The organism is Microbacterium sp., from assembly GCF_035277845.1.
Classification (GTDB): domain Bacteria; phylum Actinomycetota; class Actinomycetes; order Actinomycetales; family Microbacteriaceae; genus Microbacterium.
The window spans coordinates 1-22,120 of the sequence record NZ_DATEJS010000080.1; the positions used below are offsets into that span (position 1 = coordinate 1).

The window sequence follows — 22,120 nt, forward strand, 5'->3', positions numbered from 1 at the left end:
CCCGTGCCTGCGTTCATGATTCGAAGATATCATCGAGTGACGGTCGGATCGAGTCCGTGCCTCCCCTGCCGTCGGCGTACGCGGCGACGCGTCCCGGCCATGTGCGCGTCACCGGCCGATCACCTGCGCTCGCTACCGTCCCAGGGTGTCCCGCCGATTCCTGCCCGAAGTCCAGATGCTGCGGGCGGTCGCAGTCGCCCTCGTGGTCGTGTACCACCTGCAGCCGCACCTGCTCCGCGGAGGTTTCGTCGGCGTCGACGTCTTCTTCGTCATCTCCGGGTATCTGATCACCGGGCACCTCCTGCGCGAGCACGAGCGGACCGGTCGTATCCGGCTGCCCGCGTTCTGGGCGGCTCGCGCCCGTCGCATCCTGCCGTCGGGGCTGGTGTGCATCGCGGCGACGCTCATGACCGCGTACATCGTGTACCCGCCGACGCAGTGGGCGGATCTGGGACTCGCGGGCGGGGCGGCGGCGCTGTCGGTGCTGAACTGGCTGCTGGCCGCGCAGGCCGTCGACTACCAGTCCTCGCTCAATGCGGCGACCCCGCTGCAGCATTTCTGGTCGCTCGGCGTCGAGGAGCAGTTCTACGTGTTGTGGCCGCTCCTCGTGCTCGTCGCATGCGCGGTGGCAGCCCGTCGCGGGCGCGGCGCGATCGCCGTCGCCTTCGCCGTCGTCATCGTGGCCAGCCTCGCGTTCAGCATCGTCGAAGCCCGGGCGCAGGATCCCGCGGCCTATTTCATCACCACCACCCGGGCCTGGGAACTGGCGGCGGGCGGGATGATCGCGCTGGTCCTCCCCCGCATCCTGGTGCCTCAGAGGATCCGCACGCCGCTGTCGATCCTCGGACTCGCGGCGATCGGGGCGGGCGCGGCGTTCATCGACGGGGACACTCCGTTTCCGGGAGCCGCGGCGCTCGTCCCGGTGCTGGGCGCCGCCGCCGTGATCGCGGCGGGCACCGCCGAAGGCCGGTTCTCGCCAGCCCGCGTGTACGCGTGGCATCCCGTCCAGCGGATCGGGGACATCTCCTACTCGCTCTATCTGTGGCACTACCCGCCGATCGTGTTCTTCGCCGTGATCGCCGGGCGGGCGCCCGGGTGCGCCTGGAGCATCGTGCTCGGCGGCGGAGCGGTCGCGATCGCATGGCTCAGCTGGAGGTTCATCGAGGTGCCCACCCGCGCAAGCGCGTGGCTGTCCGCCCGCTCGCGCCGTAGCCTGCTTCTCGGAGCCGGGGCGATCGCGTGCGCCGTCGCCCTCGCGGTGTCGTTGCCGGTGACGGCGAGCCGCACCGAGGCGACGTGGGTGCGGGCGGCCGCGGCGGTGGAGGCGCGCGGTGCGCAGGGCGCCGCCGCGATGACCCCGGCGGCGAACCGCTTCTTCACGGATGGCACCACCGCCATGACCCCGTCGCCCTCGGTGGCCAGGCACGACCAGGAGACGCTGCTGCCCGGCCGCTGCATGGCGGTGCCGAAAGCAACGGTCACTCCCGTGTGCGTGACCGGCGATCGGCGCGGGACGATCCGGGTGGCGCTCGTGGGCGACTCGCACGCGAACATGCTCGCGCCCGTGATCATCGCGCTCGCCGAGAAGCGCGGATGGCGCGTCGAGACGCACCTGCACGCATCCTGTCCGTTCAACCTGGAGGAGCGGGCGCTCGAGACGCGCGGCGGCTCAGTCTGCCACTCCCCCAATGCGGCCACGCTCAAGGCGCTGCTGGCGGACCCACCCGACATCGTCTTCGTGGCCAACTGGGCCTCCGGCGACTTCGAGCCGAGCAACACCGGCCGACCGCCGGGCGTCGCCGGGTACGCGACGATCTGGAACCGGCTCGCCGCCGCGGGCAGCGACGTCGTGGCGTTCAAGGATGTGCCGAGGCCCCGGTCCAACCCGTTGGCCGTCGACTGCCTCGCCGCGCACTACACCGCCCCGCAGGATTGCGGGATGCCGCGCGCCGAAGCCCTGCAGGGCCGTGACATCGTCGAACAGGCGCAGCGCCTGGCTCCCGAGGTGCGGATCATCGACCTCACCGACCGGCTCTGCGGGACGCGGACGTGCCCCGCCGTCATCGGCAACGTCGTGGTCTACCGCGACTCGAACCACCTCACCGACACGTTCGTGCAGACGCTGATCCCGTACGTCGAACAGCGCCTTCCGCGTGACCTTCCGACAGCGCCCGCAGCGTGAGAGTCTCCGCCGCGCCGTTGTCAAGGCCACTGCCCGACGAGGCTCGCGGCTCTACGCTCACCACCATGCAGGCGCAGTTCAAGCGCACCGCCCGCGAGACGGCGGACTCCCCCGTGATGCAGACGCTCGCCCGCGCGGGCTTCGCGGCCAGCGGCGTCATCCACATCGGCGTCGGCGTGCTCGCCGTCGTCGTCGCGTCGGGCGGCCACAGCGAGGCCGACCAGTCCGGCGCCCTGAAAGCCATCGCCTCCGTGCCGGCGGGGTTCGTCGTGCTCTGGATCATCGCCATCGCCCTCTTCGCGCTGGGCGTCTGGTTCATCGCCGAAGGCCTGCAGTCCACCGGATCCGAGGGCTCCAAGTGGAAGGCTCGGCTGGCGGCATGGGGAAAGGCCGCGGGCTACCTCGCGGTCGGCGTGGTGGCCGTGGCGGTCGCGCTCGGCGGAAGGCCCAACTCGGAACGCAACGCGAAGCACGCCGGCAGCACGGTGCTGCAGCTTCCCGGGGGCCCGGTTCTGCTCGGACTCGTCGGCGCCGGCATCGCCCTCATCGGGCTCTACTTCGGCTGGCGCGGGGTGACCCGTGGTTTCCGCGACGATCTCGCCACGCCGGACGGCCCCGCAGGCACGGGCGTGATCGTGGTCGGCGTCGTGGGCTACGTCGCGAAGGGGGTCGCGCTGCTCGCGTTCGGCGTGCTGCTGATCGTCGCGGCGGTGACCGTCGACCCGCGCGCGACCGGCGGCCTCGACCGGGCGCTCGTCACGCTGGTGGCACTCCCCTTCGGGCCCGTGCTCGTGGACGGAATCGGCGTCGGACTCATGGCCTACGGCGTCTACATGTTCGCCCGTGCCGCACGCGCTCGGATGTGACCGCGCAGCGCGCGGCGACACGAAAAAGGCCCCGGGGGTGGAGCCCCGAGGCCTTCGCTCCCCCACTTGGACTCGAACCAAGAACCTGCCGGTTAACAGCCGGCTGCTCTGCCAATTGAGCTATGGAGGAATGTTCCCCGCCGGTGGCGGGGCAACCACTAAAGCTTAGCAGACGGCGCAGACCGCCTATGACGCGATCACGCCGCGATCGGCCGAGGGCGACCACAGCAGATGCTCGGTGCCGTGCCCGTAAGCCACCGCGTGGCCCTCGTGCAGAACGAGCACGTCGGCATCCATCTCGGCGATCGCCGCACGATCCGACATGATCATCAGGCACGCCAGGCCCGCCGCCCGCCGCCGCGCCAGAGCCGCATGGACGAGCGGACGCGCCGTGGCGTCCACGCCGGCGAACGGTTCGTCGGCGATCAGCACCTGCGCGTCGAGCATCAGCGCGCGGGCGAGCGCCACCCGCTGACGCATCCCCGCACTCAGCTCGTAGGGAAGGCGGTCGGCCACACCGAGGGCGAGACCCAGCTCATCGAGGAGGCCCGCCACCCGCACGGAGACCGCACGCCGGTTGACGCGTTGCCGTCGACTCAGCAGCGGATCGGCCACGATCTCGGCGACGGTCGTGCGCGGCGGCAGGGATGCTCCCGACGTCTGCCCGACGTAGCCGGTCACGAACGTGAGGCGGCGACGCGCACGCGCGGCGCGCTGAACGCGGATGCCGGCGACCCGCGCCTCGCCCCCGGAGACGATTGCGGACGATTCCACGCCGGCGAGCGTGGCCGCGAGCGTCGACTTGCCCGATCCCACCGGTCCCAGCACCGCCAGCGCTCCCCCGAACGCCAACTCGAAGCTCACCCCTTCGACGACGCGGGTCGTGCGACCCGCGGACGTGTGCGCGATCGACAGATCCGTGCAGCGGATCGCGACGTCGGCAGCAGCGATGCGGGCCATGCCTCCATCCTGCCCGCTCCCGGCCGCCGAACGGCCATCGCGGGGTCATATCGCTGAGATCAGCCGGCGGGGCGTTCGATCTCGAACAACGTGCACGTGACGTTGTAGAACCGGTCGGTCAGCCCGAGGTCCCGCATGCCGATGCGCCGGGCCACCGCCTGCGACGCCGTGTTGCCCGGATTCGTCACCGCCAGGACACGGACGAGACCCGCACGCCACGCCTCGTCCAGCACGCGCGTCGCGGCTTCGCTCGCGTACCCGTGCCCCCAGGCGTCGGGATGCAGATGCCAGCCCACCTCCGTCTCGCCCGACGGCTGCAGCGGTTCGGTGTCACCCGACGCGGGCAGCTCCTTCAGCAGCACCGACCCGTGCCGTCGGCCGGTGCGCGCGTCGGTGATCGCGAGCACACCCGGCAGGCCGTCGACACCCGACGCGACCGCCTTCCAGCGCACCGCGCGATCGACCGCCTCTGCGCGGTCCGCCAACACGCGCGGCTCGCGTCCGATGAACCGCTGCACGTCCCACCGCGAGTACATGTCGAACAGGAAGTCGACGTCCTCGTCCGTCGTGGTCCACGGCCGGAGCAGCAGGCGGGCGGTGCGCAAGGTCGTCATCGTCACTCCTCGTCGAGCAGGCGCTGCCGCTCGGCGTCGAGCTCGCGCAGCCTCAGCCGCACGGCCCGGCCTCCGTCGGAGTCGGCGGCCACGCGCTGCACCGCGCTCAGCAGGTCGCGCTTCTCGTCGTCGAGGGTGCGCAGCACGACGCGCTTCGCGAGCGCGCGAGTGGACGCGACCGCGTGGTCGTCGTCCCGCGCCGGGAACTGCGCGGTGAGCAGCTCCGCGGCGAGACTCCGGTAGGGCTCGCGCACCGACGAGACGGCCTCGACCGACCAGCCGGCGCGCTCCGGGTCGGACGCAGCGACCGCCTGGCGCACGGCATCCAGGGCCGGATGCCGGAACGGCTGCGCGGCCGCGCGGTCGAACTGCGCGCGCTCCAGCCGGTGACCGTACTGCAGCAGGCCCATGACGGCATCCCGCTCGAGCACGACGTCGGGCGTCGCAGGCAGCGACGCCACGGTCACGCGCTCCAACGGCGCTGCCGGCTGCTCGGTCGCGGACGCGTCGGCGACGGGTGTCGCGAACCGGCGCGCCGGCTCGTCCTGGTGGGCCTCGGCACGTCGGGCCGCCGCCCGGACAGCGCGACGCACTTCGTCGGGGTCCATGCCGATGCGGCGGGCGAGCACGCGCTCGTACCCGGCGCGGATCGTGTCGTCGCGGATGCCGGCGACCACCTCGGCGCCCGAACGCAGCGCGCCGGCACGCCCTTCCACGGTGGCGAGGTCGAAGCCCTTCAGGCGCTGGTCGATGACGAACTCGAACATCGGCACCTTGGTGTCCATGAGCGACCGCACCGCCGCGTCCCCGCGCTTGAGGCGCAGGTCGCACGGATCGAGTCCCTCGGGCGCGACCGCCACGAAGCTCTGCGCCTTGAGCCCGCGCGTTTCCGCGAACGCCCGCACGGCGGCCTTCTGGCCGGCGGCATCCGGGTCGAACGTGAACACGACCTCGGCGCCGGTGTCGTCGCCCATGACGCGCCGCACGATGTTCATGTGCTCGGTGCCGAACGCCGTGCCGCAGGTGGCGACGGCGGTGGTGATCCCGGCGAGATGGCACGCCATCACGTCCGTGTACCCCTCGACGACGACCACGCGCCGCGGATCGCCGCGGGAGATGTCCCGCTTGGCGAGGTCCAGCCCGTACAGCACCTGCGTCTTGCGGTACAGCGTCGTCTCGGGGGTGTTCAGGTATTTCGGGCCGTTGTCGTCGTCGAAGAGGCGCCGCGCACCGAAGCCGACCGTCTGGCCCGTGACGTCTCGGATCGGCCAGATGACGCGGCCGCGGAAGCGGTCGTAGACCCCGCGCTGTCCCTGGGACACGAGTCCCGCGGCGAGCAGTTCATCGCGGGTGAAGCCCTGCGCGGTGAGTGCTTCGGACATGTTCGACCAGCCCTGCGGCGCGTAGCCGACGCCGAAGTGCGCCGCGGCGCCGGCGTCGAAGCCGCGCTCCCCGAGGAACCGGCGTCCGGCGTCCGCCCCCGGGGCCATGAGCTGGCTGCGGAACCATTCCGCCGCGGCCGAATTCGCGGCGTAGAGCCGTGCCCGCCCGCTGGTCTCGGGGGCGGGGCCGCCGCCGGCCTCGTAGTGCAGCGCGTATCCGATGCGGCCGGCGAGCCGTTCCACCGCCTCGGTGAACGACAGATGGTCGATCTTGCGCAGGAACGTGTACACGTCGCCCGACTCGCCGCAGCCGAAGCAATGGTAGAAGCCGACCTGCGGGCGCACGTTGAAGCTGGGGCTGCGCTCGTCGTGGAACGGGCACAGGCCCTTCATGGAGCCGACCCCGGCCGACTTCAGCGCGACGTGCTCGCCGATGATGTCGGCGATGTTCGTGCGGGATTTGACCTCGTCGACGTCTGCCTGCACGATCCGCCCGGCCATCAGCGCAGCTCCGGGTCCGGCAGCTGCACCGCGACGGATGCCGGGAACCACAAGCCGATCGACTCGGCGTCGACGTCGCCGACGAGCCGGTCGTGCCAGGCGATCGCCTGCTGGTCGGTGAGGCTCGCGACCTGGTCGACGACGACGCGCCGACGGGCGGCATCCGTCGTCGCCTCCTCGAAGTCGGCCGCGCTCATGCGATCGAGCTTCTCGGGACGCTCCCACAGGGCGGAGGCGAGGCGCTTGAGCAGGCGCCGCTGCTCACGGTACAGCGGCTTGCGTCCGGCGATCGTCATCACCGTGGCGCCCACGATGCCCTTCAGCACCGCCATCTCGACCTCGACGGTGCGCGGCACCACCACGTGGGCCCCGTACCGTGTGAGCACGGAGACGTGGTACGCCTCGCGCGTGGCGGCGGTCGCCGAACGGGCGAAGCGCCCGATGAAGTCGCTCGTGAGGTTCTTCAGGCCGGCGAGGGCGGGCCGGGAGCGATCGAACGAGGACACCCAGTCCCGCATCTCGGTCAGCCGTCCGAGCCCGGCCTCGAGCTCGTCCCGGGTGAAGTCGTAGCCCACCCACTCCTGGATCGCCGACAGCAGCGCCTCGTGCTCGGCCGCATCCGTGAGCCGTGCGGGATCGAGGTAGCCGTTGACGACCGCGTCCTCGAAGTCGTGCACCGAGTAGGCGATGTCGTCGGAGAGGTCCATGACCTCGGCCTCGATGCAGCGCACCCGCAGCGGGGCGTCGGCGCGCATCCACGTGAACAGCGCCTCGTCCTCGGGGTAGACGCCGAACTTCATGCGCCCGCCCGGGTCGGGCAGCGCGTGCGCCGCCGTCCAGGGGTACTTGCAGGTGGCATCCAGGCTCGCCCGCGTGAGGTTGAGGCCGAAGCTGGTGCCCGCGGCATCCAGCACCTTCGGCTCCAGCCGCGACACGATCCGCAGGGTCTGCGCATTGCCCTCGAACCCGCCGATGTCGGCCGCCCACTCGTTGAGCGCGCGCTCGCCGTTGTGCCCGAACGGCGGATGCCCGAGGTCGTGGTTGAGGCAGGCGGTGTCGACGACGTCCGGCGACAGCTGCAAAGCGGTCGCGAGCTCCCGGCCGACCTGCGCGACCTCGAGCGAGTGCGTGAGGCGGTTGCGGGCGAAGTCGACCGGGCTCGCCGGGCTCAGCACCTGGGTCTTCGCGGCGAGCCGCCGCAGCGCCGCCGAATGCAGCACGCGCGCCCGATCGCGCGCGAAGTCGTCGCGCTGGGACCGGTGCCGTTCGGGGTGGAATCGCTCGGCGTCGGCCTCCGTGTAGCCCGGCGCGCGCGTCACCGCCGGCTCAGCCACCGCTCGTGTCCAGTTCGGCCTCGAGGAGAGTGGCGGATGCCGCAGCACCGAGCTCGCGCGAGCTCAGCCAGCCGTCGGGCAGAGCGGGTCGCTTCGGGGTGCCCGCGCGACCGCGCTGGCCCTCGGCTGCGGCGCCGGGGTACGGCGCGTCCCAGTCGAGCGTGGCCAGAAGGTCGTCGATCTCGGCGAGCGAGGATGCCGTGGCCAGCTGGGCGCGCAGTTCGCCGCCGACGGGATACCCCTTGAAGTACCAGGCGACGTGCTTGCGGATGTCGCGGCACCCGCGGTCCTCGTCATCGAAGAACTCGACCAGTAGCTCGGCGTGCCGGCGGAATGCGCGCGCCACGAATCCGAGGGTCGCGTCGACGGGCTCGCCGGAGACCGCGTCCGGGGTGCCGAGCGCGCGGGCGAGATCGCCGAACAGCCACGGGCGACCGAGGCATCCACGACCCACGACGACGCCGTCGCAGCCGGTCTCGGCCATCATCCGCACCGCGTCGTCCGCCGACCAGATGTCGCCGTTGCCGAGCACCGGCACCGAGGTCACGGCGTCCTTCAGGCGGGCGATCGCAGTCCAGTCGGCCTCGCCGGAGTAGAACTGCCCCGCGGTGCGGCCGTGCAGCGCGACCGCGGCGACCCCGGCATCCTCCGCGATCCGGGCGGCATCCAGGTAAGTGAGGTGGTCGTCGTCGATGCCCTTGCGCATCTTCACGGTCAGCGGGATGTCGCCGGCCGCACGGACGGCTCGCGTCACGATGTCGCGGAACAGTCCGAGCTTCCACGGCAGGGCCGCTCCCCCGCCCTTGCGCGTGACCTTCGGAACCGGGCAGCCGAAGTTGAGATCGATGTGGTCGGCGCGGTCCTCGGCGACCAGGATGCGCACGGCCTCGGCCGTGGTCGCGGGATCGACGCCGTACAGCTGGATGGACCGCGGGGTCTCGGACTCGTGGTGCGTGATCAGACGCATCGTCGTCGCGTTGCGTTCCACGAGGGCGCGCGTCGTGATCATCTCGCTCACGTACAGCCCGGCGCCGTACTCGCGGCACAGGCGCCGGAAAGCCGTGTTCGTGATGCCCGCCATGGGAGCCAGCACGACCGGCGCGTCGAGAGTGATCGGACCGATGCGCAGGGGGGTTGCCGGTGCGGTCGTCAGAGTCACCTGTCCATTCTCCCAGACCCGGAGCCGCGATGCTCGGCATCGGCATAGCCTGGGGATATGACGAACACCACCATGACAGACCTGCGGCAGATCCCCTTCGAAACGGCGGACGGGCAGAGCACGACGCTCGCCTCGTTCGGCGACGTGCTCCTGGTCGTCAACGTGGCCTCCAAGTGCGGTTTCACGCCGCAGTACGAGCAGCTCGAGGAGCTGCAGAAGACCTACGGAGATCGCGGCCTCACCATCGTCGGCTTCCCCTGCAACCAGTTCATGGGCCAGGAGCCCGGGTCGATGGAGGAGATCCTCGACTACTGCTCGCTGACCTGGGGCGTCACGTTCCCGATCATGGACAAGGTGAAGGTCAACGGCGGCGGCGCGGCACCCCTCTACAAGGCGCTCAAGAAGAGCGAGAACGTCGAGGGCGTGCACGGACCGGTGCAGTGGAACTTCGAGAAGTTCCTGCTGACCCCGGATGGCGCCGTGCACCGCTTCCGCTCGCGCACCGTGCCGAACGATCCCGCGATCGTCGAGCTGATCGAGCGGGCACTCCCCCGCTGATCGCTCGCGCCGAACCGCGTCAGGCCGTCTGCGGCGCGGGCACCTCGCGGTGCTCCGCCCAGACCTGACGGGCCACCTGCGCGAACGCCTCCGGCGGCTGCGCGCCCGAGACGCCGTACTTGCCGTCGATCACGAAGAACGGCACGCCGTTGATCCCGTAGGCCGCAGCCTGAGCCTGGTCGGCACGCACGGCGGCCAGGTAGCGCCCGGACTCGAGCGCGTCGCGTGCGGCGTCGGCATCCAGCCCGCTCTCCGCGGCGAGGTCGACGAGGTCGTCGACCCGCCCGACGTGGCGTCCCTCGAGGAAGTACGCGGCCATGAGGCGCTCAGCGAGCTGCAACTGCCGGCCCTGCTCCTTCGCGAAGTGCAGCAGCTCGTGCGCCTTGACGGTGTTCGTGTGCTGGAGCAGGTCGAACCGGTACGCAAGCCCCGCGCCGGCCGCGACCCCGGTGACCCGGTCGAGCATCTGCGTCGCCTGCTCGGCGGTGATGCCCTTGTGCTGCGCGAGGTAGTCGGCCTCGCCGCCCACGAAGTCCACGGGCGTGTCGGGCGACAGCTCGAACGAGTGGTACACGATCTCGACCTCGGGGGCGTCGGCGTCGTCGGATGTCGCGGCGAGGCCCGTCTCGAGGTTGCGCTTCCCGATGTAGCACCAGGGGCAGGCGATGTCCGACCAGACGTCGATCGTGATGGGTGCGGGCGTCGTTGTGCTCATATCAGGGGACAACCTCGGTGACGGGGTCGGGCATTCCATGCTCGTCGCGCACCACCCAGAATCGCTCCCGCAGGCGGTAGCGCAGCGAGTCGGTGAGGTCGTACTCGCCCCGCGCGTCGGACAGGTCGACCAGCAGGGTGCGATCGATGTCGCGCGGGATCTGCGGGCGCCCCGCCTCCAGCGCCGTGCGCGCTTCCGGCGTCGCGCTGCGAAGCCACGCCAGGAGCACCCGCCGGCACACCTCGTCGATCTGCTCGGTCAGGTGCACGTCGTCGACGTAGATCGCCTGCCCGGTCGGCGCGGCTCCGGTCGCCGAGGAGTACACCAGCTCGTGTACGGGCGTGCGCGGCGCAGGCTCCGAGACACGTCGGCTCGGGCCGCCCACCGTGGGCACCGCGGCCGTCACCGGCGCGGCGGGGCGATGGGTGCCGCCGAACATCGCCGGGCTGGGGATGCCGGTCGCCGCGGTGTCGGCGACGGCACGCCGCTCGACGAGCGCGTCGATGATCTCGCCGGAGAACACCTCGACGGAGTCGGCGGCCATGCGCAGGTGCCGGCTGACCCCGTGCGGGTTGCCCGCGGCATCCGGAATCGCCAGCACGGTCACCTGCACGCCGTGCGCCTGCGCCTCCTCGACGGCCTCGGTGAGGTCGTCGTCACCGGAGACCAGGAAGAAGACGTCGGCGGCGCCGTTGCGCGCGTGCGTGAGCATGTCGAGGCCGATGCGCAGGTCGACGCCCTTCTGCTCGCCGTCGTAGCCCGTGCGGCCGAGGCGCAGCTTCAGCCGCGGCAGCAGCGCGATCTGCTCCTGTTCGAGGCTGGGCGTGCCGTGCCGGCCGGCGTCGTACCAGTTGATGCGGAGCACCTTCAGGCCTTCGGATGCCTCGGCGTGCGTGATCAGGGCGCTCGCCAGCTCGGCGTAGTCGACCGTCACGGCTCCGCGCAGCGACGTTCCGGCCACCCGCGTGGCGGACGCGGACAGCAGGTAACCGGCATCCACATACAGGGCGGCGCGTTCTCTCATCGCTGGTTCTCCGTCGGCTTGTCGACTGCGCCGCCGAAGCGGCGGTCGCGGTCGAGGTAGATGTCGATGGCCCGCCACAGCTCGGCCCGGTCGAAGTCGGGCCACAGCGTGTCGAGGAACACGTACTCGGCGTACGCCGACTCCCACAGCAGGAAGTTCGAGCTGCGCTGCTCGCCGCTGGAGCGGATGAACAGGTCGACGTCGGGCATGTCGGGGATGTACAGGTTGCGGCGGATCGTCTTCTCGCTGATCGCCGACGGCTTGATGCGGCCGGCGGCGACATCCTCGGCGAGCCGTCGCACCGCGTCGACGATCTCGACGCGACCGCCGTAGTTGACGCACATGGTGAGCGTGAGGGTGTCGTTGGCCTTGGTGAGCTGCTCGGCGATCTGCAGGTCCTTGATGACCGAGCCCCAGAGCTTCGGACGTCGTCCCGCCCAGCGGATGCGCACGCCCCACTCGTTCATCTGGTCGCGGTGGCGATGCAGCACCTCGCGGTTGAACCCCATGAGGAAGCGCACCTCATCGGGCGACCGACGCCAGTTCTCGGTGGAGAACGCGTACAGCGACAGGTACTTCACGCCCGCCTGCACGGCGCCCGCGATGACGTCCATCATCGACGTCTCCCCGGCGCGATGGCCTTCGATCCGCGGCAGTCCCCGGCGGTTCGCCCAGCGGCCGTTGCCGTCCATCACGATCGCGACGTGCTGGGGCACGCTGCCGCGCGGCCAGTTCGGGGGCTGCTGCCCCGTCCAGTCGAGGGGACGGTACGGGACCGCGTCGGGATGCGTGAACGGCTTGGGGCTCACAGGCCTGCCTCTCCGGTGCTCACGAGCTCGAGGGCACGGATGCCGCGCTCCAGGTGCCACTGAGCGTACGCCGCGATGAGCCCGGATGCCGCGGACGTCGCCTGCGGGGAGGCCGCGTCGACGGCATCCCACTCCCCCGTGATGAGCGAGCGCAGCAGGCCGCCGGTCTCGGCCGTCACCCGCGCTGCGCCGGCCGGCGCGCAGTTCGCGCAGATGACGCCGCCGAGCTGTGCGACGAACGTGGTGTGCGGACCGGGTGCGCCGCAGCGGGTGCAGTCGTCGAGCCCCGGCGCCCATCCGGAGAGCGCCATCGCGCGCAGCAGGTACGAGTCGAGCACGCTGCGCGCGGCGTGCTCGCCGCGGCTGAGCGCGCGGAGCCCGCCGACCAGCAGCAGATACTGCTGCGGCGTGGCCTCGGCCTCGTTGAGGCGGTCGGCGGCCTCGACCATGGCGCTCGCGGCCGTGTAGCGGTCGTAGTGCACGGCGATCTCGCTGCCGTACGAGCCGAGCGACTCGGCCTGCTGCACGATGTCGAGCCGGCGCGACGGGTCGGCGCCGCGGCCCTGGTACAGCTGCACGTCGGCGACCATGAACGGCTCGAGCCGGGCGCCGAACCGGGACGACGTGCGCCGCACACCCTTGGCGACCGCGCGCACCTTGCCGTGCTGGCGGCTCAGCAGCGTCAGGATGCGGTCGGCCTCGCCCAGCTTGTGGGTGCGCAGCACGACGACCTCATCACGATAAGTGGGCACACATCGATTATCGCGGGCGGGTACGACAATGGGTGCGTGGACCAGCAGACATTCGTGATCCCGCTCTGGGCGGATCTCACCGCGGTCGGACTCGGCGGCATCCAGGGCGCCCTGTTCGCGTCCGGCTTCCGCGGGCAGCGCCGGCTCGACTTCCTCGGCGTCGCGATCATCGGCGTCATGCTCGGCCTCGGCGGTGGGCTCATCCGCGACCTGCTGCTCAACGTCACCCCGAGCATGCTGCGCGACAACTGGTATCTCGTCACCGCCGCGGGCGCCGCGCTGCTCGGGATGCTGCTGGCCGGGATCTTCCAGCGGCTCAACGCCGTCATCGTGGGCCTCGATGCCGTCGTCATCGGCATGTTCGGTGCCTTCGGAACCACGAAGGCGCTCTCGTTCGGGCTGCCGGTGATCCCCGCGATCTTCGTCGGCGTGTGCGCCGCGGTCGGCGGCGGCGTGCTGCGCGACGTGCTCGTGGGCCTGCCCGTCGCCATCATGCACGTCGGCTCGCTGTACGCGGTCGCCGCGGGTGCCGGGGCGGTGGCGGTCGTGGTGCTCCACGCGCTCGGCGTCCCGATCGCCGCCGCAGCGGTGACAGGCATCGTCGTGACCACGATCATCCGGCTCCTCGCGGTGATCTTCGACCTGTCCCTGCCGGAGCAGCGCATGCTCTACCGCCGCAAGGTCGCGGTGGAGACCACCAGCATCGAGATCGTCCGACCGCCGGAACCCGACCAGCCGTGACGCCCCCATTCGGTCGTTGAGCGAGCGAAGCGAGACGAAACGCACTGAGTCCGCACGGTCAGCGCGTTTCGTCTCGGCCCTGGCGGGCCTCGCTCAACGACCGGTGAGTGGTCAGACCGCGGCCAGCTGCGGCTCCGTCACGGTGGTGCGGATCGAGCGGTTGACGGCCGAGACGATGGCCTTCAGCGATGCGGTCGAGATGTCGCCGTCGATGCCGACGCCCCACAGGCGCTGACCGTCGACCTGCAGCTCGACGTACGCTGCGGCCTGCGCGTCACCACCGGTCGAGAGCGTGTGCTCGACGTAGTCGTACAGCGAGATGTCGAAACCGCGCTCCCGCACGATCTCCAGGAACGCCGCGATGGGGCCGTTGCCGTTGCCGGAGGTCTCGACGCGCTCGTCCCCGTCGCGCAGGGTGACGTCCAGACGCACGTCGCCGGACATGTCGCTCTGCGTGCGCGTGCCGAGCAGTTCGAACCGGCCCCAGCGCGCGTCTGCGGCATCCGCCGGCAGGTACTCGTCGGTGAAGATCTCCCAGATCTGGCCACTGGTGACTTCGCCGCCCTCGGCATCCGTCTTGGCCTGCACGACGCCGGAGAACTCGATCTGCAGCTTGCGCGGCAGGTCCAGGGCGTGGTCGGTCTTCAGCAGATAGGCGACGCCGCCCTTGCCCGACTGCGAGTTGACGCGGATGACCGCCTCGTACGACCGGCCCAGATCCTTCGGGTCGATCGGCAGGTACGGCACCGCCCACTCGATGTCGTCGACGGTCACGCCCTGCGCCTCGGCACGCGCGGCCATCGCCTCGAAGCCCTTCTTGATGGCGTCCTGGTGCGAGCCGCTGAACGCGGTGAACACCAGGTCGCCGCCCCACGGGCTGCGCTCGTGCACGGGCAGCTGGTTGCAGTACTCGACGGTGCGCTTGACCTGGTCGATGTCGCTGAAGTCGATCTGCGGGTCGATGCCCTGGGTGAACAGGTTCACGCCCAGGGTGACCAGGTCGACGTTCCCGGTGCGCTCGCCGTTGCCGAACAGGCATCCCTCGATGCGGTCCGCGCCGGCCATGTAGCCGAGCTCGGCGGCGGCGACGGCGGTGCCGCGGTCGTTGTGCGGGTGCAGTGACAGGATGACGTTCTCGCGGTGCGCCAGCCGCCGGTTCATCCACTCGATCGAATCGGCGTACACGTTCGGGGTCGCCATCTCGACGGTGGCCGGCAGGTTGATGATGACCTTGCGCTCGGGCGTGGGCTCGAGGATCTCCAGCACCTCGTTGCACACCTCGACGGCGTACTCCAGTTCGGTGCCGGTGTAGCTCTCGGGCGAGTACTCGTAGTACACGGCCGTCTCGGGGATCCGCTTCTCGAACTCGCGGCACAGGCGCGCGCCCTCGAGTGCGATCTGCTTGACGCCCTCGCGATCGGAGCGGAAGACGACCTCGCGCTGCAGGACGCTCGTGGAGTTGTAGAAGTGCACGATCGCCTGCTTGGCGCCGGTGATGGCCTCGTAGGTGCGCTCGATCAGGTGTTCACGCGCCTGGGTCAGCACCTGGATCGTGACGTCGCCGGGGATCAGGTCTTCTTCGATCAGCTGCCGCACGAAGTCGAAGTCGGTCTGGCTGGCGGACGGGAATCCGACCTCGATCTCCTTGTAGCCCATGCGCACGAGCAGATCGAACATGACCCGCTTGCGCTCGGGGCTCATCGGGTCGATGAGGGCCTGGTTGCCGTCGCGCAGGTCGACGGCGCACCAGCGCGGCGCGGTCGTGATGCGCTTGGTCGGCCACGTTCGGTCGGGCAGCTCGACCTGGATCTGCTCGTGGAACGGGCGGTACTTGTGGATCGGCATGCCGGAGGGCTGCTGCGTGTTCTGCATGATGTCGCTCTTCTCAGTGGGATGACGGCGCCGGGTTCGGCTGCTGCGTCAGGTGAGTCGGGCCAACACCGAGCTCCGCGACGAGGAAGGCCCTAGAACGAGGCCTCGTCGCGGCAGCTAAGGAGAAGCTGGCCGAAGCGCATGCAGCCATGCTAGCAGGCCGTCTGCGCACCTCGCCATGCGCGGCCGCGCTGCCCGTCAGAAGCCGAGGCGTCCGAGCTGCTTGGGGTCGCGCTGCCACTCCTTGGCGACGCGCACGTGCAGGGACAGGAACACCCGCGTGCCGACGAGAGGCTCGATGCCGGCGCGGGCGGTGGCGCCCACCTCTTTGAGCCGGGACCCCTTGCGGCCGATGATGATCGCCTTCTGGCTGTCGCGCTCCACGACGATGTCCGCGTAGACGTCGGTGAGGTCGCTGTCCTCGCGCGCGGAGATGTCCTGCACCACCACGGCGATGGAGTGCGGCAGCTCGTCGCGCACGCCTTCGAGCGCCGCCTCGCGGATGATCTCCGCGATGCGGTCGTCCAGGGACTCGTCGGTGACGACGCCGTCCGGGTAGAGCGCGGGCCCCTCGGGCATCAGGCCGAGGAGCTCGGCGGTGAGCACGTCGAGCTGGTCGTTCGTGAGCGCGGACAGCGGGATGACGGCATCCCAGTCGTCGCGCAGCTGGTCCACCTCGATGAGCCGCTCGGTGATCTGGTCGCGCGAGGCGATGTCGGTCTTGGTGACGAGGGCCACCTTCTTGGCGCGCGGGTAGCCGTCGAGGGACTCCGCGATGCGCCGGTCGCCGGGGCCGACCTTCTCGGTCGCGGGGGCGCAGAACGCGATCACGTCGACGTCGCCGAGCACCTGCTCCACGAGGTCGTTCAGCCGCTGTCCGAGCAGGGTGCGCGGCCGGTGCAGGCCGGGCGTGTCGACGATGATGAGCTGGCCGCCGGGGCGGTTCAGGATGCCGCGGATCGCCCGCCGCGTCGTCTGCGGCTTGTCGCTCGTGATCGCGACCTTCTCGCCGACGAGCGCGTTGGTCAGCGTCGACTTGCCGACGTTCGGGCGCCCCACGAACGTCACGAACCCGCAGCGGGTGTTCTCAGTCATCGGTCTCGTTCCTCTCGGGCGCCTTCTCGATGAATACCGTCGCGATGCCGCGCCCGCGGCCCCGAGACGCGCCGCCCGTGAGCAGCAGTCCTTCGTACTCCGCCTCGACGCCGGGTTGCGGCACACGGCCGAGCACCTTCCCGAGCAGCCCCCCGATCGAATCGACGTCGTCGTCGTCCAGCTCGAGGTCGAAGAGCTCGCCGACGTCCTCCAGCGGCATCCGCGCACTCACCCGGTACTTGCCGGGCTCCAGCTCGGTCACCTCGGTGGTGCGCGGGTCGTACTCGTCCGCGATCTCGCCGACGAGCTCCTCGATGATGTCCTCGAGGGTGACGAGCCCGGCCACTCCCCCGTATTCGTCGACGACGATGCACACGTGCACGGCGTCCCGCTTCATCTGCTGCAGCAGCGTCTCGGCGCGCATCGACTCGGGCACGAACACCGGCGGCCGCGCGATCCGGTTGGCCGGGGCATCCCGCCAGCCGGCCTGCTCGTTGAAGCCGAACTGCACGAGGTCCTTGAGATACAGCACGCCGACGATGTCGTCGGCCTCGTCGTCGGCGACCGGGATGCGGGAGACGCCCCGGTCGAGGAAGAGGGCGAGCGCCTCGCGGATGGATGCCGCGGCATCCAGGGTGATCATGTCGGTGCGCGGCACCATCACCTCGCGCACGTACGTGTCCGTGAAGTCGAACACCGAGTGGATGAGGTCGCGGTCGTCCTGTTCGATGAGGTCGTGGGATGCCGCCTCGTCGACCATGCTCAGCAGCTGCTCCTCGCTCGAGAACGAGGCTCGGCGCACGACCCCCGGGGTGACGCGGTCGCCGAGCGCGACGAGCCCGTCGGCGAGCGGTCCCAGGATGACCCGGGCCCCGCGCACGAGCGCCGCTCCGCCGCGCAGCAGCCCTTCCGCGTGCTGCCGGCCCACCGCCCGGGGGCTCGCGCCGACGAGCACGAACGAGATCCCGGTCATGATGACGGCGGCGGCCAGCATGGCCCACCAGATGCTCTGGAACAGGATGGTGAACGCGGCGGTGACGAGCACCGCGGCCGCCGTCTCGGACAGCACGCGGATGAAGACCACCGCGTTGGCGTGGGCGTCCGGGTCGTCGGCGATGCGCCGCAGCGAGGTCGCGCTGCGGCCCTCGTCGGCGAGGTCCTCGAGGTCCTGGCGGGATGTCACCGAGAGGGCGGCGTCGAACGCCGTCATCAGGCCTCCGAGCGCCACGAGCACGACTGCGGCGAGCAGGAGGAGCAGGGCTGTGATCATGCGGTGCGGTGGCGCTCCGCCGTGTGGAAGCCGATGAGCAGGTCGCGCTGGATCGCGAACATCTCGCGCTCCTCCTCCGGCTCGACGTGGTCGAAGCCGAGCAGGTGCAGCAGGCCGTGCGTGGTCAGCAGCAGCAGCTCGTCCATGGTGGAGTGCTTCGCGGTCTCGGCCTGAGCCTCCGCGACCTGCGGGCACAGCACGATGTCGCCGAGCAGACCCGCCGGGGTGGGCAGGTCATCGGTGCCGGGACGCAGTTCGTCCATCGGGAAGCTCAGCACGTCGGTGGGGCCCGGCTCGTCCATCCACTGCACGTGCAGGGATTCCATGGCGCCCTCGTCGACGAGGAGGATGGCGAGGTCTGCTTCGGAGCTCACCCGCAGCTGGGCGAGGTCGTACTCCGCCAGGCGCAGCAGCACGGTCTCGTCGACCGACATCCCGGACTCGTTCGTGATCTCGATGGTCATCAGCGTCCTCGCTTCGGCAGGAAGTCCCGGGGGCCCGAGCTGTGCGGTCGGCCGCGCCGCTCGGCCCGGTTCGCCATCTCGGCGGCCTCGTCGCGCTCGCGCCGCGCCGCGAGACGCTTCTCGTCGTACTCGCTGTACGCGTCGACGATGCGGGCCACCAGCGTGTGGCGCACCACGTCGTCACTGGTCAGCATCGCGAAGTGGATGTCGTCGATGTCCCTGAGCACGCGGGTCACGAGCCGCAGCCCGGACGCGGCCTGCGGCAGGTCGACCTGCGTGATGTCGCCGGTGACGACCATGCGGGTGCCGAACCCGAGCCGGGTGAGGAACATCTTCATCTGCTCGGGCGTCGTGTTCTGCGCCTCGTCGAGCACGACGAACGACGAGTTCAGCGTGCGGCCGCGCATGTACGCCAGCGGCGCGACCTCGATGGTGCCCGAGGCCATGAGCTTCGGCACGATCTCGGGGTCCATCATCTCGTTGAGCGCGTCGTACAGCGGCCGCAGGTACGGGTCGATCTTGTCGGTGAGCGTGCCGGGCAGGAACCCGAGCCGTTCGCCCGCCTCGACCGCCGGACGGGTGAGGATGATGCGGTCGACCTCTTTGCGCTGCAGCGCCTGCACGGCCTTGGCCATCGCCAGATAGGTCTTGCCGGTTCCGGCCGGGCCGATGCCGAACACGATCGTGTTCTCGTCGATCGCGTCGACGTACGCCTTCTGTCCGGGGGTCTTGGGCCGGATGACCTTGCCGCGCGAGGAGAGGATCGCCTCGCCCATCACCTCGGTGGGGCGCGGGCCGTTCTCGGTGCGCATCATGCGCCCCGCCGTCGCCACATCGGACGGCTCCAGCCCGTGCCCGGCGCGGGCCAGCTGCAGCAGTTCGTCGACGAGGTGCCGGGCGGATGCCACGGCCCCCGGCGCCCCGGTCAGGGTGATCTCGTTCCCGCGCACGTGCAGGTCGACGTCGTGGTGCTCCCGCTCGAGCATCCGCAGCAGGCGATCCTGCGGGCCGAGCAGCTGGACCATGGCGACGCCGTCGGCGTAGACGGTCTCCGAGACGGTTCCGGTCGCGTGGTTCTGTGCGGTCTTCGGGCTCTCCGCTGCGTTGTCAGGCACCCATGCTCGATTCCGAGAGGCCACCGGCGAGGACGTGCGCGTGCACGTGGAACACCGTCTGTCCGGCGTCCGGCCCCGCGTTGAAGATGAGGCGGAAATCGCCGTTCGAGTATTCGGCGGCGAGGTCCTTCGCCACGGCGACCATCTCGGACAGCAGCTCCGGATCGCCGGCCGCGAGCTCGGTGACGTCGCGGTACCGCGCCGTCTTGGGGATGACGAGCAGGTGCACGGGCGCCTTCGGGGCGATGTCGCGGATCGCGAACACGGTGTCGGTCTGCGCGATGATCTCGGACGGGATCTCTCCGTTCAGGATGCGCGTGAAGATCGAGGGTTCGCTCATCCTTCCAGCTTATCCGCGACGACCGACGAGCGGTCGTCACCACCGGCCGAGCGCGGCGTCGATGATCGCGAGCGCCGCAGGACCGGCCGTCGAGGTGCGCAGCACGGTGTCGCCGAGAGCGACCACGGCGGCGCCGGCATCCCGCAGCGCGGCGAGCTCCTCCGGAGCGATCCCGCCCTCCGGTCCGACCACCAGCACGATGTCGCGGGGGTCGGCGGGATCGAAGCGGATGCCGGTCAGGCGCCGGTCACCCGTCGGCTCCAGCACGAGCACGTGCGCGTCCGCCGCCCGCGCGGCGAGCGCGCCGGTCGTGGCGACGGCCGTGACCTGGGGCATGAACGCCCGGTGCGCCTGCTTGCCGGCCTCGCGCACGATCGTCTGCCACCGGGCGATGCCCTTGGCCGCCTTGGCCGCGTCCCACCGGGACACGCTGCGCGCCGCCTGCCACGGCACCACCTCGTCGACACCGAGCTCGGTGGCCGCCTGGATCGCGAGCTCGTCGCGGTCGCCCTTCGCGAGGGCCTGGGCGAGCACCAGTCGCGGGCGGGGCGCTGCGACGACGGTGCGCGTGCGCACCACCAGGTCCACGGCCTTGGGGGCCACCGCCGTGCACTCCGCCTCCAGCCACAGCCCCCGGCCGTTGCCCACCGTCACCGGCTCGCCCACGCGCACCCGGCGGACCGCCGCCGCGTGGTGCGCCTCGGCGCCCGTCAGCGTGACGGTCGCCCCGACGGCGGAATCGTCGAGCTCGTCGAGCTGGAAGTGGAGCGCCATGCGGTCACTCGCCGCGGAAGCGGTCGCGGAGCTTCGCGAACAGCCCCTGGCGGAACTGTGCGAGCTGCGGGCCGGGACCCTTGTTGCGGCGGGCGAAATCCTCGATGAGCTGGCGCGATTTGTGGTCGAGCTTGGTCGGAGTGACGACGTGCACGCCGACTCGCAGGTCGCCGCGGGTCGAGCCGCGCAGCGGCGTGACGCCGCGCCCCTTGATCGTCAGCACGTCGCCGGACTGCACGCCGGGCCGCACCTCGAGCTCGACCTTGCCGTCCAGCGCGTCGATCTGCGCCGTGGTGCCGAGCACGGCGTCCGGCATCGACACCTCGAGGGTCGCGAGCAGGTCGTCGCCGTCGCGGCTGAAGACCTCGTGGGATGCCACGTTCACCTCGATGTACAGGTCGCCGTTCGGGCCGCCGGCGGGTCCCACCTCGCCGGAGCCCGGCATCTGCAGGCGCAGTCCGGTCTCGACGCCGGCGGGGATGTCGACGCCCACCGTGCGGCGGGAGCGCACGCGGCCCTGTCCGTGGCACTCGGCGCACGGATACGGGATGGTGGTGCCGTAGCCCTGGCACGTGCCGCACGGCGCCGAGGTGACCACGTTGCCGAGGAGGCTCCGCACGGTGCGCTGCACGTGACCGGTGCCCTGGCAGATGTCGCAGGTGACGGGCGACGTGCCGGGCTGGCAGCAGGAGCCTTCGCACGTCTCGCAGAGCACGGCCGTGTCGACGTCGAGGTCGCGGTGCACGCCGAAGACCACGTCTGCGAGCTGAAGCGTGACCCGGACGAGGGCATCCTGACCGCGCTCGCGACGGGAGCGGGGACGCGCGGCGCGGGCACCGCCTCCCCCGCCGAAGAACGTCTCGAAGATGTCGCCGAACCCGCCGAAGCCGGCTGCTCCCCCGCCGAACGGGTTGTCGCCGCCCATGTCGTAGCGCTCCCGCTGCTGGGGGTCGCTGAGCACGTCGTAGGCGTGCGTGACCTGTTTGAACCGCTCCGCGGCCTCCTCCCCGGGGTTCACGTCTGGGTGCAGCTCGCGGGCCAGGCGACGGTACGCCTTCTTGATCTCCTCCGGGGTCGCCTCGCGTGAGACGCCGAGTACCTGGTAGTGGTCCTGATCAGCCACAATCGCCTTCCTGCCGCGCAGCGCGCGGGTCTGTCAACGGGTGTTCAGCGCGACCGCTCGTCGTCTTCGAGCAGTCGGCCGACGTAGTGGGCGACGGTGCGCACCGCCGCGAGGTTCGTCGCGTAGTCCATCCGGGTGGGACCGAGCACGCCGACGCGGGCGTGGGTCGCCGGGTCGTAGTCGCCGGTGAGCACGGATGCCTCGGCCAGGCCGAACTGCTCGTTCTCCCGGCCGATCGACACCGACAGGCCCTCGTCGTCGGCGACCATCTCGCTCATCAGGCGCAGCAGCGTCACCTGCTCCTCGATGGCCTCGAGCAGCGGATAGATGCTGCTGCGGAAGTCCTGCTCGCGACGGGCGAGGTTCGCGGTGCCGGCCATGACGAGCTTGTCCTGGCGGAACTCCTCCAGCTCCTCGGCGACGACGCGCAGCACCGCGGACGCCAGGAGGTCGTCGCGCCGGCCCTCGAC

Annotated in this window: 21 protein-coding genes, 1 tRNA gene and 1 pseudogene; 4 read left to right on the forward strand and 19 right to left on the reverse strand. The window is 70.9% G+C overall.

Annotated elements, in window-relative coordinates:
• Positions 1 to 145: 145 nt before the first annotated feature.
• Together VJR25_RS03415 and VJR25_RS03420 are read left to right on the forward strand one after the other, a co-directional pair.
• Positions 146 to 2,182, forward strand: a complete 2,037-nt coding sequence (locus tag VJR25_RS03415) for an acyltransferase family protein (RefSeq protein WP_324112536.1) — start codon at positions 146 to 148, stop codon at positions 2,180 to 2,182.
• Positions 2,183 to 2,247: 65 nt separating this feature from the next.
• A complete protein-coding gene (locus tag VJR25_RS03420) occupies positions 2,248 to 3,048 on the forward strand; it encodes a DUF1206 domain-containing protein (RefSeq protein WP_324112538.1) in 801 nt (266 codons plus the stop codon).
• Positions 3,049 to 3,105: 57 nt separating this feature from the next.
• Here the strand turns inward: VJR25_RS03420 and VJR25_RS03425 are convergent.
• The 6 genes from VJR25_RS03425 to dusB form a co-directional block, all read right to left on the reverse strand.
• A tRNA-Asn gene (locus VJR25_RS03425) sits at positions 3,106 to 3,178 on the reverse strand.
• A 56-nt stretch (positions 3,179 to 3,234) separates the two neighbouring features.
• The gene (locus VJR25_RS03430; RefSeq protein WP_324112541.1) at positions 3,235 to 4,008 is read right to left on the reverse strand and encodes an ATP-binding cassette domain-containing protein; all 774 of its coding nucleotides are present in this window, start codon (positions 4,006 to 4,008) and stop codon (positions 3,235 to 3,237) included.
• Between the two features lie 59 nt (positions 4,009 to 4,067).
• Positions 4,068 to 4,622 (reverse strand): GNAT family N-acetyltransferase, encoded by a 555-nt coding sequence (locus tag VJR25_RS03435; RefSeq protein WP_324112543.1) that lies wholly within the window; start codon positions 4,620 to 4,622, stop codon positions 4,068 to 4,070.
• 2 nt (positions 4,623 to 4,624) lie between these two features.
• On the reverse strand, positions 4,625 to 6,505 hold the full coding sequence (dnaG, locus tag VJR25_RS03440) for a DNA primase (RefSeq protein WP_324112545.1): 1,881 nt from the start codon (positions 6,503 to 6,505) through the stop codon (positions 4,625 to 4,627).
• Positions 6,505 to 7,824 carry a deoxyguanosinetriphosphate triphosphohydrolase gene (locus VJR25_RS03445; protein ID WP_324112547.1) on the reverse strand — a complete coding sequence of 440 codons (1,320 nt, stop codon included), beginning with the start codon at positions 7,822 to 7,824 and terminating at the stop codon, positions 6,505 to 6,507. Before VJR25_RS03445 ends, dnaG begins: the two co-directional genes overlap by 1 nt.
• Before the next feature lie 7 nt (positions 7,825 to 7,831).
• On the reverse strand, positions 7,832 to 8,998 hold the full coding sequence (gene dusB, locus VJR25_RS03450) for a tRNA dihydrouridine synthase DusB (RefSeq protein WP_324112549.1): 1,167 nt from the start codon (positions 8,996 to 8,998) through the stop codon (positions 7,832 to 7,834).
• Between the two features lie 57 nt (positions 8,999 to 9,055).
• On the opposite strand from dusB, the gene VJR25_RS03455 reads away from it, so the two are divergent.
• Positions 9,056 to 9,556 carry a glutathione peroxidase gene (locus tag VJR25_RS03455; RefSeq protein ID WP_324112551.1) on the forward strand — a complete coding sequence of 167 codons (501 nt, stop codon included), beginning with the start codon at positions 9,056 to 9,058 and terminating at the stop codon, positions 9,554 to 9,556.
• A gap of 19 nt (positions 9,557 to 9,575) precedes the next feature.
• On the opposite strand, the gene VJR25_RS03460 is transcribed toward VJR25_RS03455, so the two are convergent.
• The 4 genes from VJR25_RS03460 to recO are packed head-to-tail and all read right to left on the reverse strand — an operon-like array spanning position 9,576 to position 12,856.
• Positions 9,576 to 10,271 (reverse strand): DsbA family oxidoreductase, encoded by a 696-nt coding sequence (locus tag VJR25_RS03460; protein WP_324112553.1) that lies wholly within the window; start codon positions 10,269 to 10,271, stop codon positions 9,576 to 9,578.
• Position 10,272: 1 nt separating this feature from the next.
• The gene (locus tag VJR25_RS03465) at positions 10,273 to 11,295 is read right to left on the reverse strand and encodes an NYN domain-containing protein (RefSeq protein WP_324112555.1); all 1,023 of its coding nucleotides are present in this window, start codon (positions 11,293 to 11,295) and stop codon (positions 10,273 to 10,275) included.
• Positions 11,292 to 12,104, reverse strand: coding sequence for an isoprenyl transferase (locus VJR25_RS03470; protein WP_324112557.1), 813 nt, complete (start codon positions 12,102 to 12,104; stop codon positions 11,292 to 11,294). Before VJR25_RS03470 ends, VJR25_RS03465 begins: the two co-directional genes overlap by 4 nt.
• On the reverse strand, positions 12,101 to 12,856 hold the full coding sequence (recO, locus tag VJR25_RS03475; protein ID WP_324112558.1) for a DNA repair protein RecO: 756 nt from the start codon (positions 12,854 to 12,856) through the stop codon (positions 12,101 to 12,103). The genes VJR25_RS03470 and recO overlap by 4 nt, the downstream gene beginning before the upstream one ends.
• A gap of 36 nt (positions 12,857 to 12,892) precedes the next feature.
• On the opposite strand from recO, the gene VJR25_RS03480 reads away from it, so the two are divergent.
• Complete coding sequence (locus VJR25_RS03480) at positions 12,893 to 13,597, forward strand: trimeric intracellular cation channel family protein (protein ID WP_324112559.1); 705 nt, start codon at positions 12,893 to 12,895, stop codon at positions 13,595 to 13,597.
• Between the two features lie 111 nt (positions 13,598 to 13,708).
• Here the strand turns inward: VJR25_RS03480 and leuA are convergent, their stop codons facing one another.
• The 9 genes and pseudogenes from leuA to VJR25_RS03525 all read right to left on the reverse strand — a co-directional run.
• Positions 13,709 to 15,469, reverse strand: coding sequence for a 2-isopropylmalate synthase (leuA, locus tag VJR25_RS03485; protein ID WP_324112561.1), 1,761 nt, complete (start codon positions 15,467 to 15,469; stop codon positions 13,709 to 13,711).
• Positions 15,470 to 15,667: 198 nt separating this feature from the next.
• Positions 15,668 to 16,564 (reverse strand): GTPase Era, encoded by an 897-nt coding sequence (era, locus tag VJR25_RS03490; protein ID WP_324112563.1) that lies wholly within the window; start codon positions 16,562 to 16,564, stop codon positions 15,668 to 15,670.
• Complete coding sequence (locus VJR25_RS03495) at positions 16,557 to 17,831, reverse strand: hemolysin family protein (protein WP_324112576.1); 1,275 nt, start codon at positions 17,829 to 17,831, stop codon at positions 16,557 to 16,559. The genes era and VJR25_RS03495 overlap by 8 nt, the downstream gene beginning before the upstream one ends.
• Positions 17,831 to 18,298, reverse strand: a complete 468-nt coding sequence (ybeY, locus tag VJR25_RS03500; RefSeq protein WP_324112565.1) for an rRNA maturation RNase YbeY — start codon at positions 18,296 to 18,298, stop codon at positions 17,831 to 17,833. Before ybeY ends, VJR25_RS03495 begins: the two co-directional genes overlap by 1 nt.
• The gene (locus VJR25_RS03505; RefSeq protein WP_324112578.1) at positions 18,298 to 19,323 is read right to left on the reverse strand and encodes a PhoH family protein; all 1,026 of its coding nucleotides are present in this window, start codon (positions 19,321 to 19,323) and stop codon (positions 18,298 to 18,300) included. The genes ybeY and VJR25_RS03505 overlap by 1 nt, the downstream gene beginning before the upstream one ends.
• A gap of 82 nt (positions 19,324 to 19,405) precedes the next feature.
• Complete coding sequence (locus tag VJR25_RS03510) at positions 19,406 to 19,753, reverse strand: histidine triad nucleotide-binding protein (protein WP_324112567.1); 348 nt, start codon at positions 19,751 to 19,753, stop codon at positions 19,406 to 19,408.
• A 36-nt stretch (positions 19,754 to 19,789) separates the two neighbouring features.
• A complete protein-coding gene (locus tag VJR25_RS03515) occupies positions 19,790 to 20,527 on the reverse strand; it encodes a 16S rRNA (uracil(1498)-N(3))-methyltransferase (protein ID WP_324112569.1) in 738 nt (245 codons plus the stop codon).
• A 4-nt stretch (positions 20,528 to 20,531) separates the two neighbouring features.
• Complete coding sequence (gene dnaJ / locus VJR25_RS03520; RefSeq protein ID WP_324112572.1) at positions 20,532 to 21,650, reverse strand: molecular chaperone DnaJ; 1,119 nt, start codon at positions 21,648 to 21,650, stop codon at positions 20,532 to 20,534.
• A 44-nt stretch (positions 21,651 to 21,694) separates the two neighbouring features.
• Positions 21,695 to 22,120 (reverse strand): annotated as a pseudogene (locus VJR25_RS03525) (HrcA family transcriptional regulator); the annotation flags it as partial.